This is a genomic window from uncultured Rhodoblastus sp. (assembly GCF_903903185.1).
In the GTDB taxonomy this organism is placed as follows: Bacteria; Pseudomonadota; Alphaproteobacteria; order Rhizobiales; family Beijerinckiaceae; genus Rhodoblastus.
The window spans coordinates 1-23,199 of record NZ_CAIUXT010000040.1 but is presented as its reverse complement, the minus strand read 5'-3'; the positions used below and the strand labels follow the sequence as shown (position 1 = coordinate 23,199).

The 23,199-nt window shown below is 63.9% G+C and carries 18 protein-coding genes; 10 read left to right on the top strand and 8 right to left on the bottom strand.

Translation table 11 applies throughout. The annotated features are described in order from the left end of the window. Positions 1 to 183: 183 nt before the first annotated feature. The 7 genes from QZY01_RS03330 (at position 184) to QZY01_RS03300 (ending at position 7,128) form a co-directional block, all read left to right on the top strand. A complete protein-coding gene (locus tag QZY01_RS03330; RefSeq protein ID WP_294533307.1) occupies positions 184 to 915 on the top strand; it encodes a cobalamin B12-binding domain-containing protein in 732 nt (243 codons plus the stop codon). A 35-nt stretch (positions 916 to 950) separates the two neighbouring features. Then, complete coding sequence (ppsR, locus tag QZY01_RS03325) at positions 951 to 2,417, top strand: transcriptional regulator PpsR (protein ID WP_294533304.1); 1,467 nt, start codon at positions 951 to 953, stop codon at positions 2,415 to 2,417. Between the two features lie 203 nt (positions 2,418 to 2,620). Then, entirely contained in the window at positions 2,621 to 3,976 is a 1,356-nt protein-coding gene (locus QZY01_RS03320) for a BCD family MFS transporter (protein ID WP_294533301.1), read from the top strand. 29 nt (positions 3,977 to 4,005) lie between these two features. After that, entirely contained in the window at positions 4,006 to 5,184 is a 1,179-nt protein-coding gene (locus QZY01_RS03315) for a geranylgeranyl diphosphate reductase (RefSeq protein ID WP_294533298.1), read from the top strand. Further along, a complete protein-coding gene (locus QZY01_RS03310; RefSeq protein WP_342394870.1) occupies positions 5,181 to 5,696 on the top strand; it encodes a TspO/MBR family protein in 516 nt (171 codons plus the stop codon). The genes QZY01_RS03315 and QZY01_RS03310 overlap by 4 nt, the downstream gene beginning before the upstream one ends. 5 nt (positions 5,697 to 5,701) lie before the next feature. Continuing rightward, positions 5,702 to 6,040, top strand: a complete 339-nt coding sequence (locus QZY01_RS03305) for a hypothetical protein (RefSeq protein ID WP_294533295.1) — start codon at positions 5,702 to 5,704, stop codon at positions 6,038 to 6,040. Between the two features lie 302 nt (positions 6,041 to 6,342). Then, positions 6,343 to 7,128 carry a cobalamin-dependent protein gene (locus tag QZY01_RS03300; protein ID WP_294533292.1) on the top strand — a complete coding sequence of 262 codons (786 nt, stop codon included), beginning with the start codon at positions 6,343 to 6,345 and terminating at the stop codon, positions 7,126 to 7,128. Positions 7,129 to 7,214: 86 nt separating this feature from the next. On the opposite strand, the gene QZY01_RS03295 is transcribed toward QZY01_RS03300, so the two are convergent. The 8 genes from QZY01_RS03295 to QZY01_RS03260 all read right to left on the bottom strand — a co-directional run bounded on the left by QZY01_RS03295 (position 7,215) and on the right by QZY01_RS03260 (position 17,327). Further along, positions 7,215 to 10,016 carry a biliverdin-producing heme oxygenase gene (locus tag QZY01_RS03295; RefSeq protein WP_294533289.1) on the bottom strand — a complete coding sequence of 934 codons (2,802 nt, stop codon included), beginning with the start codon at positions 10,014 to 10,016 and terminating at the stop codon, positions 7,215 to 7,217. Between the two features lie 35 nt (positions 10,017 to 10,051). Continuing rightward, a complete protein-coding gene (gene ppsR, locus QZY01_RS03290) occupies positions 10,052 to 11,368 on the bottom strand; it encodes a transcriptional regulator PpsR (protein WP_294533286.1) in 1,317 nt (438 codons plus the stop codon). 120 nt (positions 11,369 to 11,488) lie between these two features. Beyond that, positions 11,489 to 12,022, bottom strand: a complete 534-nt coding sequence (gene idi, locus QZY01_RS03285; RefSeq protein ID WP_294533282.1) for an isopentenyl-diphosphate Delta-isomerase — start codon at positions 12,020 to 12,022, stop codon at positions 11,489 to 11,491. A gap of 3 nt (positions 12,023 to 12,025) precedes the next feature. Next, a complete protein-coding gene (bchJ, locus tag QZY01_RS03280; RefSeq protein ID WP_294533279.1) occupies positions 12,026 to 12,727 on the bottom strand; it encodes a bacteriochlorophyll 4-vinyl reductase in 702 nt (233 codons plus the stop codon). Next, positions 12,693 to 14,435, bottom strand: coding sequence for a magnesium-protoporphyrin IX monomethyl ester anaerobic oxidative cyclase (bchE, locus tag QZY01_RS03275; protein ID WP_294533276.1), 1,743 nt, complete (start codon positions 14,433 to 14,435; stop codon positions 12,693 to 12,695). Before bchE ends, bchJ begins: the two co-directional genes overlap by 35 nt. A 128-nt stretch (positions 14,436 to 14,563) precedes the next feature. Beyond that, a complete protein-coding gene (locus QZY01_RS03270; RefSeq protein ID WP_294533274.1) occupies positions 14,564 to 15,979 on the bottom strand; it encodes a poly(3-hydroxybutyrate) depolymerase in 1,416 nt (471 codons plus the stop codon). Positions 15,980 to 16,031: 52 nt separating this feature from the next. Beyond that, a complete protein-coding gene (locus QZY01_RS03265; RefSeq protein WP_294533271.1) occupies positions 16,032 to 16,484 on the bottom strand; it encodes a hypothetical protein in 453 nt (150 codons plus the stop codon). A 117-nt stretch (positions 16,485 to 16,601) separates the two neighbouring features. Then, entirely contained in the window at positions 16,602 to 17,327 is a 726-nt protein-coding gene (locus QZY01_RS03260; protein ID WP_294533269.1) for a Crp/Fnr family transcriptional regulator, read from the bottom strand. A 164-nt stretch (positions 17,328 to 17,491) separates the two neighbouring features. Between QZY01_RS03260 and QZY01_RS03255 the strand changes: the two genes are divergently transcribed. The 3 genes from QZY01_RS03255 to QZY01_RS03245 all read left to right on the top strand — a co-directional run bounded on the left by QZY01_RS03255 (position 17,492) and on the right by QZY01_RS03245 (position 23,034). Next, complete coding sequence (locus QZY01_RS03255; RefSeq protein ID WP_294533266.1) at positions 17,492 to 19,063, top strand: arylsulfatase; 1,572 nt, start codon at positions 17,492 to 17,494, stop codon at positions 19,061 to 19,063. A gap of 69 nt (positions 19,064 to 19,132) precedes the next feature. After that, positions 19,133 to 20,614 carry an arylsulfatase gene (locus tag QZY01_RS03250; RefSeq protein WP_294533263.1) on the top strand — a complete coding sequence of 494 codons (1,482 nt, stop codon included), beginning with the start codon at positions 19,133 to 19,135 and terminating at the stop codon, positions 20,612 to 20,614. A gap of 50 nt (positions 20,615 to 20,664) precedes the next feature. Beyond that, positions 20,665 to 23,034, top strand: a complete 2,370-nt coding sequence (locus QZY01_RS03245) for an arylsulfatase (protein WP_294533260.1) — start codon at positions 20,665 to 20,667, stop codon at positions 23,032 to 23,034. Positions 23,035 to 23,199: the final 165 nt, after the last annotated feature.

The window sequence follows — 23,199 nt, the reverse complement described above, 5'->3', positions numbered from 1 at the left end:
CTGTTTCAGACGCCGCCGTTATGGGCGGGGGAACATTTTTTGGGGGGCGGCATGTGGGATTCAGGCATGTTCCCGGACTTTTTTGCATATGATCGTTCCGTCCCGACTCCCGCGCATCCGCCGGGCGGCCCGGACGCGCCGGGGCTTTGTGGGCCGGGACTTTGTGGGCCGGGACTGGGAGCCATGCTGCGCGAAATCATCGGCGCCGAGGTTTTGCCGCGGCTGCTTGACGCGAATTGGGCGAATCCGGAGCGGATCGAAACGGGGAAACTCGCCAGACTGCTGGTCGAGGGGCGCGACGACGACTTTCGCTGTGAGATTGGCGGGCGCCTCGCCTCGGGCGCTTCGCCATTCGCCATCATGACCGGGGTTCTCGCGCCCGTCGCGCGGGAGCTTGGGAGTCTATGGTACGATGACGATTGCGACCTGATCGACATGCAGCGCGCATCCGGGGCCCTGAAACGCTGGATAAGCGAAATCGGACCCTGCGCCTGCGAGAGGACCTCGGGGCGGTCGCCGTCGATCCTGGTCCAGGTCGCTCCCGGAGAAACCCACACGCTTGGCGTCGATATCGCCGAGGCTCTTTTCCGCGGATCGGGCTGGAGCGTGGACAGGGGCGAGGGGCGGGGTTTTCAGGCCGAACTGGCGGAGCATTGGCGCGACGTGGTAGGCTTTTCGCTGAGTTGCGACCGCCACATCGATTCCTTGAAGAGGGCGATCGCCGAGGCGCGCGAGGCCTCGCGAAACCCGGGACTGGTTGTTCTTGTCGGCGGGCCCATCTTCGCCGAGCACCTTGGACTTGCTGCGAAACTGGGCGCGGACTTCTGCGCCTGCACGGCAGAAACGACTGTCCGGGCTCCACACGCTTTGCTAGACGTGTCCACGACGTCAAACATGGTTAACATAAGCTGCTGAGCATCGATTCGGCGAGCCGGAACAGGAACCCATCCGTGATTGACCGCGCGTCGGCTCCCGCATACCGGGGAGGTTTCTCCAACGCGACTGAAAATTTCGGCGCCATCGACGCCGAGGTAGCAGGAGCGCTTGTCGCCGCCTCGGCGGATGTATCTCTCGTCATGGACAAGGACGGCTTGATTCTCGACGTCGCCTTTTCCGATGCGGATCTTGCCAAAGCGGCCTACAGCGGTTGGCTGGGGCGACGTTGGACCGAAGTGGTCACCAGCGACACGCGCCCGAAGATCGAAGACATTCTGCGCGAGGCCAACGCCAGTCAGCCGACGCGATGGCGCCACATCAATCACCCCTCGACGTCGGGCGGCGCCGACGTTCCGGTCCGCTATTGCGCGATGCGGGTTGGCAACGAGGCCCGGGTCGTGGCCGTGGGCCGCGACCTGCGCGTCCTGGCGGCGCTGCAACAGCGACTGGCCGACGCCCAGCAGGATATGGAGCGCGAATATGCGCGCATCCGCGACGCCGAAAAGCGCTATCGCCTGCTGTTTCAACTCTCGGCCGAGCCTGTCGCGATCGTGGACGCCGCGACGCAGCGCATCGTCGAGGTCAACCCGGCCGCCGCCGAACTGTTCGGCGTGGACCCCAGGCGCATCCCCGGCTCGTCCTTCAGCGATCTGTTCGAAGTGCGGAGCCGGCAGGCCATCCAGTCCTTCGTCGCCGCCGCCCGGCTCGCCCCGCGGGTCGACAACGTCCTGGTCGAGATTGCGGCCCAAGGCCCCCGCGTCCTGATTTCGGGCTCTTTGTTCCGGCAGGACAGCGCGGCGCACCTGCTTATATTATTCTCGCGCGTTGAAGGCGCCGGCGCCGGCGCACTGAACGAACACGACGCCAACCTGCTGCAGATGATCGTGGCGATGCCGGAGGCGTTCGTCGTCGTCAACTCCGACTTGCGCGTCCTGAGCGCCAACGCCGCTTTTCTCGACCTGGCGCAGGTCGGCGTCGAGGCGCATGCCCGCAACGAGAAGATCGAGCGCTGGCTTGGCCGGCCTTCGGTTGACGTCGGCATTCTGTTCGCCAACCTTCGCGCCCACGGCGCGGTGCGTCACTTTTCCACCGTCATGCGCGGCGAGCTGGGCTCCACCGAGGATGTCGAGGTCGCCGGCGCGGCTTTGCCCGGCGAAGGGGAGCCCTGCTACGGCCTCGCCATCCGCGCGGCGGGCTGGCGCGCCGGACGCGAGAGGCTTGGCGGTCGCGAACTGCCGCGAACGGTCGAGCATTTCATCGATCTCGTCGGTCGCGTCCCGCTCAAAAATCTGGTGCGCGAAACCACCGATCTCATCGAAAGGCTGTGCATCGACGCGGCCCTGCAGCTGACGGAGGACAATCGCGCCGCGGCGGCCGAAATGCTCGGCCTCAGCCGTCAGGGATTCTACGCCAAATTGCGCCGCTACGGCCTCGGAAATCTTGGCGATGGCGACGAAACCGCTCCCGAGGACGAGACCTGACCTCGCCGGCGAAGGCTTGTCCTGCAACCGTAAATTTTACTTGACACTTTTTTTTGCCACGTCTAGCTTTTTTTTCGTGTCCGGACCGCAATTTTAAGCTTTGCTTGAACCGCCGGGACCCATCGATCGGTTCGCAACTGGAGCGTATCGCGCGCGCGATGGGTGGGCGGGATCGGTGGAAATGAAGTGAAGAGGAGGTGGAAATGAACGACGCATCGCTCTCTCCGTCGCCACCTCCCTCGCTTTCCTGGCCCGGGATCTTGCGTCTCGGCCTGGTTCAGACATCGCTCGGCTCGATCGTGGTGCTGATGACGGCGACGATCAATCGGGTGATGGTGATCGAACTCGCTTTGCCTGCGGTGGTTCCTGGTTTGCTGATCGCCTTGTTCCATGGCGTCCAGATCCTGCGCCCAGCCTGGGGCTATCGATCGGACGTCGGCGGCCGGCGCACGCCCTGGATCGTTGGCGGCATGGCGGCGCTCGCGGTCGGGGGCGTGCTCGCGGCGATGGGCGCCGCGCTCGCCGGGACCTCAAGGGCCGAAGGCCTGGCCGTCGCCGCGCTCGGTTTCCTGCTCGTGGGCGGCGGCGCGGGCGCGGCGGGCACCAATGTGCTGGCGACGCTCGCGGTCCGGGTGGCGCCCGAACGCCGCGCCGCCGCCGCGACCCTCGTCTGGGTGATGATGATCGTCGGATTCGCGCTGACCGCGCCCATCGCCGGCCATTTTCTCGATCCTTATTCCAGCGCGCGGCTGATCGCGGTGACGAGCGTCGTCTGCGCCGCCGCCTTCACGGTGGCGTGCCTCGCGGTCGCCGGCGTCGAGACCCGTTCCAGGGCGCAGGCTGCGGCGGAACGTCGGGCGTCCTCGTTCCGCGATGCTTTCCGCGAGGTCTGGATGGAGCCGGCGGCGCGTCGGTTCACGATCTTCATCTTCGTCTCGATGCTCGCCTACAGCGCGCAGGAATTGCTCGTGGAACCCTTCGCGGGCCTCGCCTTCGGGTTGTCGCCGGGCATGACCACCAAGCTAGCCGGCCTTCAGCATGGCGGCGTGCTGCTCGGCATGATCCTTGTCGCGATCTGCGCCTCGGCGATTGGCGGACCGCGCCTGGGCAATCTGAAACTCTGGATCGTCGGCGGCTGTCTCGTCTCGGCGGCGGCGCTGGTTCTGGTGGCTGCGGCCGGCCTGGTCGCTGCGGATGTGGGCCCTGTGCGGGCGGCGGTGTTCGCGCTGGGCTTCGGCAATGGAATCTACGCGGCCTCGGCGATCGGCGCGATGATGGGCCTCGCGGGCAAGGGCGCGGGCGCGCGTGAGGGCGTGCGCATGGGTCTATGGGGCGCGGCGCAGGCGGTGGCGCTCGGCGCGGGCGGTCTGACCGGGGCGAGCCTGGTCGATATCGCCCGCTGGGGCCTGGGTTCGGCGCTGGCGGCCTATGGCGTGGTCTTCGCGATCGAGGCGCTCGCTTTTGTGGCGGCGGCGCTGCTGGCGACGCGGATCGAGCGCGAGGCGGCTGAGCCTCGCGCCGGGTCCATCGAATATGGCGGCGCGACCACCCGCGCTTGAAAATGTTGCAATAGACAAAGGAGGACTCCGTGCCAGATCAAGATCGTTTCGACGCGGTTGTGGTCGGAGGCGGACCAGCGGGCGCCACCGCCGCGCAAGACCTGGCGCAGGCAGGGCGACGCGTCGCGCTGCTCGACATGGCGGGGCGAATCAAACCCTGCGGCGGCGCGATCCCGCCGCGTCTCATCCGCGACTTCGACATTCCGCAGGATCTGCTGAAAGCCCGCGTGACCTCGGCGACCATGGTGTCCCCGACAGGGGTGCGCGTCGAAATGCCCATCACGGGCGGCGGCTATGTCGGCATGGTGGACCGCGCCGAATTCGACGAATTTTTGCGCGACCGGGCGGAAAGTTTTGGCGCGGTGCGGTTTCGCGGAACCTATCTGCGCCTGACGCGCGAAACCGGCGGCGTCGTCGTGGTGCATTTTCGCCCCAAAGGCGAGACCCACGAGGAGACGCTGAGAACGAAATTGGTGATCGGCGCCGATGGCGCCCTGACTCCGGTCGGCCGGCAGGAGATTCCCGGCGCCGATCGGACGCCCATGGTGTTCGCCTTTCACGAAATCGTCGAGACGCCCCGGGAAAGCCCAAACCGCTGCGAAATCTACTATCGCGGAACGCTGTCCCCGGACTTCTACGCCTGGATATTCCCGCATGGCGACACCATGAGCGTCGGCGTCGGATCGGCGCGCAAGGGATTTTCGCTGCGCGGCGCGGTCGCGGCGCTGCGCGGCGAAACGGACCTCGGCGCCCAACGCACGGTGCGCAAGGAGGGCGCCCCCATTCCGCTCAAGCCGCTCAAACGCTGGGACAATGGACGCGATGTTCTGCTCGCGGGGGACGCGGCGGGGATCGTCGCGCCTTCCTCGGGGGAGGGCATCTACTACGCCATGCTCGGCGGACGGCTCGCGGCCGAGGCCGTGGACGAATGTCTGCGCACCGGCGACGCGCGCGCGCTGTCGCTGGCGCGCAAGCGCTTCATGAAGGCGCATGGGCGGGTGTTCTGGATTCTTGGGATCATGCAATATTTCTGGTACTCCAGCGACAAGCGCCGGGAAAGCTTCGTCAAGATCTGCCGCGACCCCGATGTTCAACGCCTGACCTGGGAATCCTATATGAACAAGGAGCTGCCGCGCCGCGATTATCGGGCTCAGGCGCGCATTTTCTTCAAGGACCTTGCGCATCTCTTGCGGCTCGCGCCGCGATGATGCAAACCTTCTGGGCCAATTGGGGACCCATTTCGGTCGCGGCCGGAAGCGCGGTTTTCGTCGCCGTCATCGGCGGACTGACAACCGACGTCGGGCCCTGGTACGAGAAGTTGCGTTTTCCGGCGATCAGACCGCCCAACTGGCTGTTTGGACCGGCCTGGACCTTGATCTTCTCCCTGACCGCGACGGCAGGGGTCATCGCCTGGAACGAGGCCCCCGACGCCGGGGCGAGAACGATCCTGCTGGCGCTGTTTGCGGCCAACATCTTGCTCAACATCGCCTGGAGCCCGCTGTTTTTCCGCTGGAGGCGGCCGGACTGGGCTTTCATCGAACTCATTCCGTTCTGGGCGTCGATCCTCGCCCTGATCCTGCATTGCGCGCGTTTCTCGCCGCGCGCCGCGTATCTGCTCCTCCCCTATCTCACCTGGGTGACATTCGCCGGCTGGCTGAATTTCCGCGTCGTTCAGTTGAACGCGCCTTTCGCCAGGTCAGGGAAAAAGACGCAGGAGTAGTCGCCGTGAGCGCCATCGATCCGTTCTATATCGATTTCGCGCTGGCGATGATCGGGGTCGAGGGAGTTGCGCTTCTGGCCTGGCGGGCGCGGACCGGGAAAGGCCCGGCGCCTCGCGCGCTGATCGCGAATCTGATGGCAGGCGCCTGCCTGCTGCTGGTCGCCCGAGCCCTGCTCACCGACGCCGGCGCTCTGGCGACGTTCGCCCCGTTGACCTTGGCGCTCGCCGCGCATATTTTCGATCTCGCCGCCCGTTGGGAGGACGCATCGCCCGCGCGCGACGTGGAGTCTTCGCGTTGCTTGCAAGGTGAGTCCGCACATTTGGACGTTAAGTCGAAAGTATAGTGACAATCTGTCGCAGCTGGGAAAAAAGTGTTTATTTTCCGTGCTCTAGGACTGCGCTGACGCTCCGGGAGCGCGCTACGCCTGACAATCCTTCGCGACAATGTGAAAACCTGTCATTTTAGCTTTACTCCCGTCGAGTTTTTATGCTTCTATAACAATGCTGGTCGCCTCAAAGACTGGATCACAGGATTTGCCCATCGGTGCTTTTTGACCGGGAGGGATTTATGGGGTTGGTTGGCATTGCCTCGGAGTGCTCTGACCGCCAGACAAGTTTCCTGGCGCAGAATGGCCCACATCTAAGATTGCCAGGCCAGAGTCCGCTTGTCGGCGACGGCGACAATGGGCTCCTCGAACGGGTTGTCGACGAACATGTCGGGCCGAGGCTTTCGAGCCTTCACAGCCATTGGCGGGTTCCGGCTTTCTCCTGTGAACCCGATGCGGATGTCATCGAAAACTTCGCCCGGCTGGTGATCTTGCCCAACGGAGCGCAAGCCGCCAATTTCTTTTTTCGCAAACGCGACGACGGCATGGGCATGGCCTTGCTGTTGGAAAAGCTTCTCGCCCCGACGGCGAGGCGGCTCGGCGACTTCTGGTTCGAGGATCAAATCGATTTCGTCGACGTGACCCTGGGCGTCACCCGACTCCGCGCGCTGCTCGGGACCTGCGTGCGCTGCGGGAGCGGCCCGGATGCGCCGAGGCGCAGCGCGCTGTTGATCTCGGCGCCGAAAGAACGTCATTTTTTCGGCGTGGATGTCGTTTCGGCGTTCCTCGTCTCATCGGGATGGGACACGGTGGTCTCTCTTGGACGGTCCGCATCGGATAATGCCCGCGCCGCCCAATTGCGATCGTTCTGCGTGCTTGGCGTCACCGTCAGCGAGGAGGCGCATCTTGAAGACGCCGCGCGCATGATCGAGATGGTGCGCAAGCGTTCCGCCAATCCGTCGATCTCGGTCATGGTCGGCGGCCAGGCGCTGCGCGGCAGACCGGATCTGGCCGCTCGCATTGGCGGCGACGCCATGGCCGAGGATGGTCCGGGAGCCTTGTTGCTCGCCAATCGTTTCTATTTCGACCAACTCACCGCCGGCTAATCCCATCTGCCCTTGAAAAGGACCGATGGTATAAAAGCGCTCGGTCGCACATTTGCGCGCGGCAGGCCGTCTTCAACTGGCGATCTTCAGGCGGAAGCCGAGCCCCGCCAGTCCTTCATCCAGCATTCGAACGCGGTGAACATGGCGATGGCGGAAGCCTCCGCCGCATCCTCGGATCGCGGATCGGCGGCAAGGGAATCGAGCCGTGCGAGGAAGGATGCCCACATCGACGCGTTCGCCTTCCCATGCCCGGCGAAAAAGCGGACCTGGTCGCGATGGAAGCCCGATTTGACGAGGGCGCGGGCGATTTTGGCCCCCCCCAATGCCGAGCCCTCCGTGACATAGAGCGCGCCGAGCCAGGCCGGTTCGGCGTCCGGCGCGGGCAGACCGTCGCAGACCGGCAGCCTTTCGAACCGTCCTGCGAAGCCCAGGGCGAGGAGGTCGTCGCGAAGCCTGGGCGTTCGCGTGCGCTTCGCGAGGTCGATCGCTTCGGCCATGGCGGCGGGCGCGGTGGCAAAATGGCTTTCGAACGGCCGATAGAACCCGTAAAGTCTGGCGAGCAGATCGACATAGGCCGGGGCGTCGAGACGTCCCTCGACCGCCGCGAGAAAGCCGTCGTGCCGATGCATGCGCTCATGGGCCGCGCGCGTCGCCGCGCGCAATTTTTCGTGCAGCCGTCCATCGCCACTGGCGGCGGCGCCCCGTCCGAGGCGCCGGCGGGTTTGCGAGGGCGCTCGCGTGGGGGGCCGGGTCACAAAGCGCTCCAGAACCTCGGCGCTGCGCTTCACGGATTCGTTAATGCCCTCCAGCAACCCGCGCACCTTGGCGGGATCGGCGGCGTCGGTAACCTCGAGCGCCGCGAGCCTGGCGTTGTCGACGATCTGCTGTAGCAGGTTGCGAATCCTGAGATCTTGACGGGTCTGCAAGGGCGAGGAAAGCCGGCGCCGGCTGGCGATGACCCCCTCCTGAAAACTCTGGCGCGCGGCCTCGACCTCGCGCTGCTCCGTCAGGTCCGAAAAAAGCAGCACAAAGCCGAGCGCGCATTCGCTTGGCGCGGCCACCGGGTCGGCCCGCAACCGCAAGGCCAGGCCCGCCGAGTCGCCGGTCTTGACCGAGACCTCCCCCCTCAAGCTTCGGCAATCGTAGCGCAGCGCCCTCAGGCGGGCGGCGAAATCCTCGGAACCGGCGAAAAAATCCGCCAGTTCGTCGAGATGGCGGATCGTCTGGCGCCGATCTCCCAGCAGCGTCACCAGGGCGCCGCTGGTTTCGAGAATCTGTCCGCGCGAGTCGGCGACGATCACGAGTTGCTTGGCCGCCCTGACGCGCCTCGAAACCTGATTGAGCTGATCCTTGGCGATCACGAGCTGGATCGCCCGGAATTGCAGGACCACGTCCATCACGGCGGCGCCGATCAATTTTGCGGTCGCAATATCCGTCGGCGTCCATGGATCGGACGTGCCCTCGACGACCTGGTGCCATTGCGCGAAGGATCGGCGCGGTGAAAGTTCGCTGGGGTCGTCGTCGTCGGACGGCGATTTGAAAGGCTTGCCGCCCCAGGTGATGGTGCGGACGCGCTCCGGGCGAAACCAGACGAGCAGTTCCTCGCCGTCGCCGGAGACCCGCGCCGCGGCGATGCCGGCCGATACGCCGACGATGTCGGCGAATTCCGGCGCCTCGGACGCCAGCGCGTTGGTCGCATAAAATCCATCGGCCATCCGGTTCGCCAGCCAGGCCGCGACCGAGCGGATCCGGTTGGCGCCCGGCGCCTCTCCCGTGGTTTGAATTTGACCTTCGTAGAGGAGGGCGGCGCCGCCGGCGCCAAGCGGCAACAGCAGCGACCGCGCCGAGTCGAATAAAGCCCCGCGCCAGTCTCCATCGCGCGAAATATTTTCGAGCATGCGCTGCTCAAGCCGCCGGGCCGCGAATTGGCATTGTCCATGCGCGAAACTCTCCAGAGCGGCGATACGCGTGCCAATCGCCTCGCTGATCAGTTCGCAGACCGAGCGCAACTCGAAAAACAGAAAACGGGGCGAATAATGATGGCACGAGACCAGGCCCCATAATTTCTCCCCGACCATCAGCGACACCACGAGCGTCGCCGAAACGCCCATATTCTTGAGGTATTGAATATGAATGGGCGACGCGCTGCGCAAATAGCACAAGGACATGTCGAGTTCGTCCCCGGTCAGGGGCGAGAGCCGGGGCGTGACCGGCGACGGCGCGTGGTTGACGTCGCCGAGCAGGCGAACGCGATTCTTGACGTAGAGCCGCCGCGCGATCTGGGGAATGTCGGAGGCCGGATAACGATTGCCGAGAAAGGCCTCCAGTTCGGGCCGGCGGGTCTCCGCAAACACCTCGCCATGGCCGTCCTCGTCGAAACGGTAGATCATGACCCGGTCGTACCCGGCGATATCCTTGAAGATGCGCGCGCTCACGTCGCAGAGCGAAGCGATGGAACTGGCGTTGGTGATGGATTGCAGCGCGCTTTCGATGTCGGGGGAGAAATCGATCGTCGGGCCGGCGTCTTCGATTTCGATCACCACCTCGCCGCCTTCCGCCCGATGCAGCAGGGCGTTCAACGGACGCGCGAGATCGGCGAGACGACAGGGCGACAGATAGGGTATCAGGTTCGGGTCGTCGGGCATTTCGCGCGCGCGCAACCAGAGGTCGCCGCCCAGATCGCGCAGGCTCAGGCCGATGGGATCTCTGTCAAACCGAACAAAGGCGCTGAAGTTGGCGCTCGATTGCAGGATGATTTGATCGGTCTCGCGGATCGCCAACAGGGCGCCATGCGGCTGGATGCACCCCGCCAGATGGATTTGTTCGCGCTCGCAGTTGGAAAGAGTCGCTTCCCCGAACGCGGGCGTCGCCGGATTTAGACTCGACACGAAACTCCCCCCAGCCAGACGATCACGTCCGTCGCTCAGATATGATCGAGCTTGTACCGATTGAGTTTAACGTGAAGAGTCTGGCGGCTCAAGCCCAGGTATCTGGCCGCGAGGGTTCGGTTACCATCGTATTTGGCCAGGGCTTGTTGAATGTAGCGACGTTCGATCGTTTCCACCGACGCCCGCACGACGGCGTCGAGGGTTTCGTGCGGCGGAGCGTCGCCGCCGGCGAGGTCGCCGGGTTCCAGCGCGGCGTGTTGCGCGGGCCGGGCGCTCCGCGATCCCAGGTCGCGGATCAGCAATCCGACATGGCGCAAGCGCCGTGACCGGTCGCCGACGGCGGAGACCTCCACCTCGCTTACCGACCCCAGTTCGCCCTCGAGCCGGCAGCGCAGCATCCTCAGATCGCCGCGCGACTGGACATGGCCCAGGATGGCGGAAACATCCTCGCCGGGATAACAGAGCCAGCGGCCGAGACTCTGCCCGACGGCGACGCTTTCGACGCCGAGTTGCGCGAGATCGAGGAAGGCGGGATTGGCCTTGAGAATGGCGCCCTCCCGGTCGACGATCACCAGGGCGTCGGGCAACCGGAACAGGATTTGTTCGACATCGCAGACGTCGTCCTGCGACTCGGCTTCTCCATCGAGGACCGACATGCGCAGCAAATAAATGGCGTCCGGTTCGCGCGTGACGAACGAGGCCGTGAGAGTCCAGCGCGAGGCGTCGTTCAAATTCAGGACGATGCTCGGCGCGCGCCCCTGCGCCCGCACCAGTTCCAGCGCCGCTTCAAGCTGTTTGCGATCGCGCGCGGGGAGATCCGGGACGAATTCCGCGCCCGGCACCAGGCCAAGCGTCCGCGCGGCCATGACATTGGCTTCGATGACCCGCATCGTCGAAGCGCGAACCAGCGCGACCGCTTCATTGGAGGCGTCAAGCAAGGCGCGATAGCGCGATTCGATATCGCGGAGTTTCCAGAAATCCTGTTCGCGCTCCTTTTGCGTCGCGACAAGGCGGGTTTGCAGTTCCGAAAGCCCTTCGAGGCTTCGTCCGATGGCGACGACGCCCGCTCTTTCGCCGAGGCTAACCGTCGTATATTCGATGCTTAATTCGCGTCCGCTGGGAAACTGCTGACAGACGCGGAAACAAAAGGATTCACCGCTCTCGAGCGAGGCTTTCATGGCTTTGGCGACGCGTGCGACGGCGTCCGGGGGTATGGTTTCGCTCCAGGTGCGGCCGCGCCAGGAGTCGAGGGCGTCGTCCTTGAAACAATCCGACGGCGCAACGCCGGTGATCACGCCCTCACGATCGAGCGTCAACGTTATGTCGGGTCTTTCTTCGGTCTCGCCATTCATGGACGTCGCTCGCTCTTGGCCAAAACGCCTGCGAATCGCTCGCCGACGCACCTCCGTAACCATATCTTGCGGCTGACTTCAACTGCCGCCTATCCACGAACCTGCCGCCTTCCGCCAAGCCTATGCCGCGCCCTGGAATATCTCGTCTTCGTGATGATGAAGGTAATGACGGAACCAATAAGTGTAGGAATCGGGACGGCGCAGCACGTCGGACACCAGATCGCGACGCGAAAACCATCCATAATCCATAACCTCCTTGGCGTCGGGACGCGGGTCGCCCTCGTATTCGCCATGGAACATATGGACGATTTCGTTCTCCACAAGATTTGCGCCGACATTGGCGCGATATTGCGTGAGGCGAAGGAAGTTGAGGGAACACTCCACTCCGAGTTCTTCCCTGAGGCGCCGGACCGCCGCTTCCGCCGCCGCTTCCCCGAGCCGGGGATGCGTGCAGCAGGCGTTGGTCCACAGGCCGCCCGAATGGTATTTTCCGATGGCGCGGCGCTGCAACAGCATATCGCCCCGGGGGTTCGTGACGCAAATCGAAATGGCGCGATGGCGCAGCCCCAAAAGATGCGCTTCGAGCTTGCCGAGCGCCCCGATCTCGCGGTCCTCGGCATCGACCAGTATGACGGTTTCGCGCTCATCGATCATCGGTCAACCCCAGGTTCGAGGCGTCGGCGCGACGCCTTTCGCGCCCGCCCAATCCAGTCGAAAGCGGCAGCAGGCGTCGCCGCGCGCGCAGCAGTCGATTTCCTCGACGCGCGAGGACGGCGACACCAGGGCGCGAAACAGCCTTTCGAAGACGGCGGCGTGCCAGACGCAGGCCGGGGCCTCGGCGCGCAGGCCCGAGCAGAGCGGATTGTCGCGGATGCTGGCTTGCGCGCCGGAACCGGTCGAGAACGGGCTGGCCGAGAAGCTGAATACGCCCGACCCAGCAAAGGTCCAGGCGTGGGCGGAAATCGCCCGCATCAGGACCCAGGCAGAGAGGCGCGCCGGCAAAAGCTTTAGAACAGTCTGCGCGGCCGGAGGTATGCGGTTGGCGAGCAGGTAATCGGCGGTCAAGCGGCCCGCCTCCGAAAGCGCGGCTTCCGCGCGAGGCGCTGGAAGCAGGCGCCGCAACCCGACATGCAGGCGGGCCGCATCGCTGGCCGCGATCATCTCATGAGGGGGAGCGTCGAGCCACGCGTCGCGGCCCGATTCGCTGAAGAGACGCGACATCGCCTCGGTCTCGCCAAGCGCCTTCAAGGCGACGATCAACTGAACCACCGCGTTCGGACCGATGCGGTCCGGACTGGCGGGGGCGTCGCGCGACCGGGAGAATTCAGGCGCCGATATTGACGCTCTGCGATTGCTCATCCCTCATTTGCTCCTCGCCGCCGCCGCAGGCTTTGATGCCGGCCAGTCGCGCAGCCTTGGCGTCGAGATCGATGCCCTCCGCGTCCTCATCCGCCATTTGCTCATCGCCGCCGCCGCAGGCCTTGATCTCGCCGCAGTTCTTGAACTCGGGAGCGCGCGCCATCATTTTCCGCGAGGCCTCTGAGGCCGCGCGCCAGTCGGATGTCGTGGCCGCTTCCAGCTTGCGCGTCATGTCGAACTGGAAATCGACTGTCTTGCGCGATTGCGGACCCCAATAGTTCACCTTGCCGAGATCGTAGAACTTGCGCTGGAAGCCGGCCTTGAGGAAGGCCTTCAGGCACCCGAGCAGATAGCGCCGACGTTGGCCGGTGCCGGACCAGGGATAGGAGAACAGCGCCTTCTGGGAATAGAAGCGCCGATAATTATTCATCACCCTGTCGAGCAATTCACCCCGGTCCATCGACTCCGGCTTGATGATCGGCGTGACGAAATTATATTTCTCGAAGTCGAAAACCTCGACCCGGTCGCTCATCTCGTTGAACAACTGGGTGAAGGGCCAGGGGGTATACATCGCCCAATTGGCGAGATCGGGCTTCCAGTCCTGCGCCATCCGATAGGTTTCTTCGAGCGTCTCTGCCGTTTCGTTCTCCAGGCCGACGATGAACTGCGCCTCGACGACAATGCCCGCTTCGCGCAGCAACTGGATCGCCCGCTTGTTGTCGGCGACCTTGGTCTCCTTGTTGAAGAGATCGAGCTTCAACTGCGCCGCCGCCTCGGTGCCGAGCGAAACGTGCAGAAGACCGGCCTTGCGATAAAGCGGCAATAATTTCTCGTCGCGGAGAATGTCGGTCACCCTTGTGTTGATTCCCCACTGCACCTTGTCGGGCAGGCCGCGCGCGATCAGTTCCTCGCAGAAGGCGACGAATTTCTTCCGGTTGATCGTCGGCTCCTCGTCGGCGAGGATGAAAAACCGCACGTCGTGCTTTTCATAGAGACGCTGGATCTCGTCCACGACCTTCTTGGGATCGCGCACCCGGTAATCGCGCCAGAACTTCCATTGCGAGCAGAAGGAGCAGGTGAAGGGGCACCCGCGCGCCATATTCGGAATGGCGACCCGGCAGTTGAGAGGAATATAAGTGTATTTGGACCATTCGAGGATGTCCCAGTCGGCCTCGATCCCGTCCAGATCCTTGATCGTGGGCGCGGCCTCGGTGGCGACGATCTTCGAGCCGCCGTCTTCCCGGTCGACGAAGGCCAGGCCTTTGATTTCCCTGCGGCGATTCAGCCAGTCGCCCGCATCCCAGGCGCGAATGATCTCGACGAGAATCTCCTCGCCTTCCCCTCGCGCGATCACATCGATCCAGGGCGCTTCCGCGAGCACCTGCTTGAACATGAAGGTGGCGTGGATGCCGCCCAGCACCGTCAGCGCGTCGGGACATTCTTCCTTGGCGATCTGGAGCGCCCGCTCGGCCTTGTAGATCGAGGGCGTGATCGCGGTCGCCCCGACCACATCGGGCTTCAATTCGCGGATCCGTCGCGCCAACTCGTCATCGTCGATATGATTGGTCATCGCGTCGATAAAGATGATATCGTCGAACCCCGCCTTGCGGATCGCGCCCGTCAGATAGGCGGCCCAGGCCGGCGGCCAGTTTCCGGCGATCTCGGCGCCGCCGGAGTGGTAATTGGGGTGGATGAGCAAGAGACGCATGGTTCGACCCAAATCGTAATTGTGAGTTGACACCTTAATTGTAAAGATTAGTTGACATTTGTCAATAGATTCCTCGCCCCCCTCGTGCGGCGCAGGATCGCGATCTTCCGAGCGATTTTCCTCCCGCCTCAGGGGCACGATCCCGGCTTGGCGCAGGGCGCGGGAGTCGGGCGCGTCGCGGCTTTGGCGACGTTCGACGGCGCCTGTTCGACGCCTTCGAACAGCGCCCTGACTCGCCAAGCGTAGGCTGTCGCCGGCGCCAGTCCCCGATCGCCGAAACTCGGCCCGGCCGTCTCGCCGACGGTCTGGAACTGGCCGTCGGCGCCCGCCCTCTCCAAACGGTAAAGGGAGGCGCCCGCGACCGGCGTCCAGGCCAGAGCGGCGGCGGCGTCGGAAATGTCGTTGACGATCAGGCGGACCGCCGCGCCGCTCTGGACCGGCGCGGGCGCTCCATTCGCCGTCAGCGCGTCGAGCATGGATTTGATGGCGGCGATCTGTTTGCCGGATTTGGCGACGTAACTGGAATCGTGCGTCACATAGCCCCACCAGTCCCAGCAGGCCTTGGGATTTAACGGCAGGAAGGGGCTGGACTCGGTCTGCGGATAAAGCACGATGATCCGATTGGAATCGGCCCAGGCGTTATAGCCGGACTGCCTGACGAAAAGCTTGCCGATCGACCCGGCGTCCTGCAGGCAGCCATGCAAGGCGACATGGACGCGGCAGCCGGCGCCTTGCTCGCAGGATTTCGGCACGAAAACATAGCCCTTGTCGGAGAGGCTCAGCGCGCCGGGAATATCGGAGCCGGTGTAATGACTCTGGTCGAAACTTTTCAGCGTCCCGCCGAGCGGACCCGGCGTCGGCGGATTCAACGCGCCGTAAATGTGCTGGAGGATGATTCCGGCCTGGTCGTAGCCGCAACGATCGATGTAAGGCTTTTTGTTATCCGCGCAGGAATCGAGTTCCGGGTCCTGCCGGTTCGCGACGACGAAGGAATGGCCGGCGCCGAGGGCGTTTTGATAGAACAGATTGCCGCTCGCGGCATTGCCGAGCCATGTCCGGTAAAATCGCTCGGCGGCGTCGGTCACCGATCGGGCCACGACCGCATCGTTATAGCCATGGAACAGATAGATTTTCTGCCGCTTGACAAGATCAGGCGGATCGATCGCCGCCTCGGCGGCCTTCTGGGTCACCGCCTCGAGCATCGGAGCCAGATCGGGCGGCGGCCCGTTCATGCAGGGCCCCGTGGCGGTGAGAATCGGCGAGATATATTCGTTGAAAAAGTCCGAGGCCTTCGCCTGCGCGCAATAATAGGGACCGCCCGCGACGACGCCGACGCCCTTGACGATCGAAGACCAGGCGACGCCGAACTGCACCGCCATGAACGCGCCCGAGGATATGCCGGAGACCGAGCTTTCGCCGAGCGCCGCCCGGTAGGATTTGAGCGCCTGCGCCGCAGCCGGACGGAGGCCGCCCGAAAACGTCGCCGCAATCGAAAATGCGAGCGCCAGTCCAATCGCCGGGCGGGTCCTGTATTGCGCAACCATGGCGTTCTCCAGTTGGACAGGACCGCGTTCGGCGCCAGCGCGCGGTCCTTTGTCACCCTCGGGACTGCTCGACTTTTTCGATGGCGCCAAAAAGGAAGGCCGTCGTCAGCCCGAACAGGATAAGTCCGTTCATCGCCTCGATGGCGCCGAGCAACCGCCAGCGGTCGGGCAGATAGACTCCGGCGTGCCCATAGCTGGTGATGGCGCCGAGCGAATAAAGCATGGCCGTCTCGGCGTCGGGCAAGGCGTCGAGCCAGAGATAAAGCATGGCCCAGACGCTGGCCTCGAAGGAATGCAGCGCCGCCGCGCCCAGCGCGATCAGCGCGATGCCCAAAATGAAACGGCGGCGGCGTTGGGGTCTTGTCTCCAGATCACGCGCCTTGCTGACGCGCGCCTTGCGCACCATCGTCCGGCCCATCAGCACGAATATCGACACGTGAAAGACCACCGTGAGGATCAGCAGCGGAAGACCCCAGAACCAGTCCGCGACCCAGCCCCAGCCCATGATCGGTCCTCGCAGCGAGAGAATATCCGCCGTCCTGCAGACGGGTAGCGCGCCGCCAACCTTTAGCAATGTGGCGGCGCGCGGTCAAAGCCAAGCCCGAGGCCAGCACGGCGGCCGTCAGTCTCGCAGCCGCGCCCGCAAAGCTTCCGCGTCCAGAATGCGAATCCGGCGATAGAGCTGCTCGATCTGGCCCGAGTCTTCGAGCTTTCGCAGCACCGAGCCGGCGGTGGTCCGGGCGACATTGGCGAGCACGGCGATTTCGTCCTGACTGAAATCGATTTCGGCGCAAGACGAAGCTGTGGATGACCTGTATCGGCATCCTCCAAGGCGCAAAAGAACGGCGACGCAGCGTTTGACGTGGTCGCGAATCATCAAGTCGTCGCAAGCCCCGATCGCCATATCGATATGGCCGCTTGTTACGAGGGCAATCAGTCTCCATGCCTCGGGATCCTTGGAGACGATTTCGTTTATCTTCGCCAGGGGCAGGTGCATCAGTTGCGCGTCGCGCGTCGCCGTCAGGCCAATGCGACGCGGCTGCCCGGTAATGGCGGCATTTTCCCCGAACCAGGTCCCTGGCGTTGCCAGATGTGCGAAATAGGGTCCGCGTTCTCCCGGCGCTATCGCTATGCCGAGGCCGCCGGCCACAAGGCCGAACATGCCGCCGGGCGGGTCGCCGGCCATGAATATGCACTGCCCGGCCTTGAACCCTTCGAGCCGACACCGGTCGAGAACCAAAATCCGGAACGAGGGCGGCGTCAGGCTGAGCCAGCCATTCTCGGCGGCGATCTTTCGCGCGGCCTCCAGCGAGAGCATTTTTTCCCCCAATTGATCGTCGATGAACAATCTTCCATCGAATGGGAAGCTATACAAGCCAGAGGTTCGGTCCGGGGCCGTCGACGACATGGATGCCGGATCGTTGTGGCCTCGATGCGCCGCCGTCGAAAGCCGATCAAGCGCTGCCGCTCGAAAAACAGCCCGCAATGGGCGCCCGATGCCGGAGGAAATCCATGCAAGGCGAAAAATATTGCGAAGCGATCAAGGCGTTAGCCCTCGCGGCCTGCATTGTCGTCGCGTCGTCGACCGCCTTCGCCGGGGACGCGGCGGCTGTTTCGGGCGGAAAGCCCAATATATTGGTAATCTTCGGCGACGACATCGGCTGGATGAACGTCTCTTCCTTCGGCGGCGACATCATGGGCGTTGCGACCCCCAATATCGACCGCATCGGCAGGGAGGGCCTGCGCCTCTCCGCCTTCTACGCGCAACCGAGTTGCACCGCGGGCCGCGCCGCCTTCATCACCGGCCAGCTGCCGGTGCGCACCGGTCTGACCACGGTTGGAACGCCGGGCTCGCCCGCTGGCCTGCAAAAGGACGACATCACCCTCGCTGAAATCCTGAAAACCAAGGGCTACGCCACGGCGCAATTCGGCAAGAACCATCTCGGCGATCTCGAAGAACATCTGCCGCAGCATCACGGTTTTGATGAGTTTTTCGGCACGCTCTACCACCTCAACGCCAATGAGGATCTCGAAGACCCGGATCGCCCGACCAATCCGGAATTCCGGAAAAAGTTCGATCCGCGCGGGGTGATCTCCGGCACGGCGGACGGTCCCACCAAGGACGAGGGGCCGCTGACCGTCAAGCGCATGGAGACCATCGACAACGAAATCCTCGACCATTCGCTGAACTTTCTCGACCGTCGCGCCAAAGACGGCAAGCCGTTCTTCCTCTGGCACAACACCACGCGCCAGCACGTCTTCATCCATGTGGGCGAGAAGGATCGCGGCGTCTCACGCGCCGGCATCGAGGACGTTTATGGCGACGGACTGGCCGAGCATGACGCGCAGGTCGGCGCGCTCTTGAAAAAGCGCGACGAGAGCGGGCTCGCCAAAAACACCATCGTGATCTACACGACCGACAACGGCGCCTATCAATATATGTGGCCCGAAGGCGGGACCTCGCCCTTTCGTGGCGACAAGGGCACCACATGGGAGGGTGGCGTGCGCGTGCCGTTCGTCATCCGCTGGCCGGGCGCTCCCGCCGGGCGCGTCAGCAGCGAAATCGTCGACATGACCGACCTGTTCCCGACGCTCGCGCGCGCGGCGGGCGAGCCCGACGTGGTCGAAAAGCTCAAGACCGGCGCGACTTTTGGTGATCGGACCTACAAGCTGCACCTCGACGGCTTCGACCAGACCGCGTTGTTCGACGGCGCGAGCGACAAATCCACGCGCAAATTCATCTTTTACTATGACGAGACTGTTTTGACGGCGGTTCGCTACCAGCAGTTCAAGATCACCTTCTCGGAGAAGGAGGGCGGCCACTGGGACGATCCCTTGCTGAACCTCGGGCGCCCGCGCATCACCAATCTGCTGACCGATCCGTTCGAGCGGCAGACCGGCGATCTGAACCGGCAAATGAACGAGCACAAGGCCTGGGGCCTGACGCCGCTGCTCGGCGTCATCCAGCAGCATCTGGCCTCGTTCCAGCAATTCCCGGTGCGTCAGGTCGGGCTCAGCGCCAATGTGGGCAAAACCATCGAAGGGATTCAATCCCAATTGATGAAGGTGCAGACGCATGATTGAGCTTCGTCGGCCGCCCGCGACGGGCTTATGAAAACGGGCAACCCCTTGCCGCGAAAAAGGAACGTCTCCATGCGCATTTCCTGTGTGATGGCCAGCCTTGTCGGACTGAGTTGGGCGATTTCGCCGGCTCTGGCCGCCGAGGAAGCCAAAAAGCCCAATATCGTCTTCATCATGGCCGACGATCTCGGCAATGCCGACCTCGGCTACCGGGGCGGGCAGGTTTCCACGCCCAATATCGACAAGCTTGCGAGCGAGGGCGTCCGTCTCGAATCCTTCTATGGCGAGCCGGTCTGCACCCCCTCGCGCGCGGCCTTGATGACCGGGCGCTATCCGATGCGCTATGGTTTGCAGACGCTGGTGATCTTCCCGAGCCATACTTACGGTCTGGCGCTGGACGAAAAGACCCTGCCGCAGGCGTTGAAGGAGGCGGGCTACAAGACGCTGATGACCGGCAAATGGCACCTCGGCCATGCCGACAAGAAGTTCTGGCCGCAAAATCGCGGCTTCGATTATTTCTACGGCAATGTCGTCGGAGAGGTGAATTATTTCACCCGCGAACGCGGCGGCCTGATCGACTGGCAGCGCAACGGCGCGTTCCTCAAGGAAGAAGGCTATTACACCGACCTGATCGGCGACGATGCGGTCCGGCTGATCGACCAGCAGGACGGCAAGCAGCCCTTCTTCCTCTATTTCGCTTCGCTGGCGCCGCATGGACCCTATCAGGCGCCGGAAAGCGCCATCGAAAAATACAAGGATACGCCCGACAAGCTGCGGCGGACCTATATGGGCATGATCTCCGAACTGGACGTCCAGATCGGGCGGATCGTCGCCGAACTCGATAAGAAGGGCTTGCGCGACAACACCATCATCCTGTTCTCCAGCGATAATGGCGGCGCCACCAGCGGGCTCTTCGCCCAAGGCGCCAAGAGCAACGAGGAGCGCGAGCACGACGAGGGCGGCATCGAGCAGGGGCAGAAAGCGCCGGCGATCAACGCGCCGTTCAGCGGCGGCAAGGGCAGCCTCAAGGAGGGCGGCGTTCGGGTGCCGGCTTTCGTCAATTGGCCGGCCAAACTAAAGCCGCGCATCGTCAACGAGCCGCTGCACATGGTCGATGTCATGCCGACGCTGCTGGCGCTGGCGGGCGGCACAGGCAGTCCCGACCATCCGTTCGATGGCCGCGACACCTGGAAAACGCTTGCCGAGGGCGCACCTTCGCCGACCGACGATGTGCTGATCAATGTCGAGGCCTTCCGCGGCGCCATTCGCAAGGGCGACTGGAAACTGATCAAGATCGCGCTGCTGCCGGGCAAGACCGAGCTTTACAATCTGGCGAAGGACCCGGGCGAAACCACCAATGTCGCGGCCGAAAACCCCGACATTGCGCGCGATCTCGAAGCGCGGCTGCTGCGCTACGCCGGGGAGCAGAAGCCGAGCCTGTGGATCAAGGCGCAGCCGGCCTTTGTCGGCGCGCAGGGCAAGACGGTGATGGATCCGGATTTCGACATCGACGACGGCGGCTTACCGCAAGAAAAAATAGCGATCCCGAATTGATGCGGAGGCTGAATCCGTCGCCATGAATCGGCCAAGGGATGAGGTGAGGCATGAAAACTTTATTCAGAACGGTTCTCGCTTTCGCGGCGATTTCCGGCGCGCTGCTTTATCCCGCTTTGGCGGCGGAGGTCAAGACGCCCGATAATGGCGCGGTCCTGCCGTTCCCGCCGGTCCCTTCGGCGAGCATTGTCCGCCCGACCTTGCAGGAATCGAAGAATATCTGGCGCGCCGAGCCAAGCCACCTGCGCTCCGACGCGCCCAATATACTGATCGTCCTGCTCGACGACGTCGGCTTCGGCCTGCCGGATAGTTTCGGCGGCGAAATTCATACGCCCAGTCTGACCCGCCTCGCCAACGAGGGCGTCAGCTACAACACTTTCCACACCACCTCGATCTGTTCGCCGACCCGCGCCGCCCTTTTGACCGGGCGCAACCACCAGCGCGTCGGCTCCGGCACCATCGCCGAGCGGGCGCTCGACTTCGACGGCTATACCGGAATCATCCCGAAAAGTTCGGCGACCATTGCCGAAGTTCTGCACGAATACGGCTACAAGACCGCCGCCTTCGGCAAATGGCACAATACGTCGGCGACGGAGACGACGGCGATGGGGCCGTTCGACCGCTGGCCGACGGGCTATGGCTTCGATTATTTCTATGGCTTCCTGGCCGGCGAAACTTCGCAATACGAACCCCGCCTGTTCGAGAACCGCAATCCGGTCGAACCGCCGCACGATCCGAACTATCACCTGACCCAGGACATGGCCGACAAGGCGCTGACCTGGCTCAGCCGTCACCGGTCTTTCTCGCCGGACAAACCGTTCCTGATGTATTGGGCGCCGGGCGCCGCCCATGGGCCGCACCATGTTTTCAAGGAGTGGGCCGATAAATACAAGGGCAGGTTCGACGACGGCTGGGACGCCTATCGCGAGCGCGTCTTCGACCGCCAGAAGAAGCTCGGATGGATTCCGCAAGACACGAGGCTGACGCCCCGCGCGGATTCGATGGCGTCGTGGGACAGCATCCCTGAAACGCAGAGGCCTTTCCAGCGCCGGCTGATGGAAATTTTCGCCGGTTTCGTCGAGCATACCGACGCGCAGGTCGGAAAACTCGTGGATGGAATCGAACAGCTTGGGCTGCGCGAAAACACCATCATCTTTTATATTTTCGGCGACAACGGTTCGAGCGCCGAAGGCCAGAACGGCACGATCAGCGAACTCCTCGCGCAGAACCAGATCCCCAACACCGTCGAGCAGCAACTCGCGGCGCTTGACAAGATCGGCGGAATCGACGCGCTCGGCACGTCCAGGGTCGATAACATGTATCATGCCGGCTGGGCCTGGGCGGGGGATACGCCGTTCCGCTACACCAAGCTCGTCGCCTCGCATTTTGGCGGCACCCGCAATCCGCTGGTGGTCTCCTGGCCGAAGGGCATCAGGCCAGACAAGACCCCGAGGGCGCAGTTTCATCACGTCAACGATGTCGCGCCGACCATCTACGATATTTTGGGCATCACGCCGCCGGAAGTCGTCAATGGCCAGAAACGGGACCCGATCGACGGCGTCAGCATGACATATTCCTTCGCCGACGCTGCGGCGCCGGGGCGCAAGTCAACGCAATATTTCGACAATAACGGCAGCCGCGCCGTCTATCATGACGGCTGGATCGCGGCGGCTTTCGGTCCCCTGACGCCATGGCTGACCGTCAGCCCCGGCCTCGCCACCTGGGATTCCACCAAGGACGTCTGGGAGCTTTACAATATCGACAAGGATTTTTCCGAAGCCGACGATCTCGCGGCGAAGGAGCCGAAGCGTCTCGAAACCATGAAAGCCTTGTTCATGAAAGAGGCGGAGGCCAATCGCGTGTTCCCCATCGGCGCGGCGCTCTGGACGCGGCTGCATCCCGAGGACCGTATAAGGACCCCGTACATCCAGTGGCGCTTCGACGCCACGACGACAAGGCTTCCCGAATTCGCCGCTCCCGGCGTTGGACGCGAAAGCAATCGGGTCATCGTCGATGTCGACGCCGGCAAGGACGCGTCGGGCGTGCTTTATGCGCTTGGCGGCATTGGCGGCGGGCTGACGCTCTACATAGACAAAGGGCGGCTTGTTTACGAATATAACATGATGATGATCGAGCGCTTCATCGGCCGTTCGCCTGAGGTTCTGGCGGCGGGAAAACATCGGATCGTCGCGGACACCAAAATCGCCAGGCCGGGGGCGCCCGCCGATGTGACGATTTCCGTCGATGGCGTCGAGGCCATGCGCGTGGCGGTAGCCAGGACGGTTCCCGCCGCCTTTTCGGCGAGCGAGACTTTCGACGTCGGAACGGATCTCGGCTCCCCGGTTTCCTTCGACTATTTCGACCGCGCGCCGTTCCCTTTCGACGGTAAAATCGAAAAGGTGGAGGTAAGCCTGCAATAGGACGCAATCGGGAGCCGACGGAATGCGCAAGGCCTCTCTCCTCCTCGCATTTGGTGCGATGGTCGCCGGGAGTTTCGCGATGGCGTCGCCCGCGGGCGCCGTCGTCAGCGCGCGAGGCCGCCATCGCGCGGGTTGCGCCGGGCCCGGGGGGGGGGGGGGGGGGGG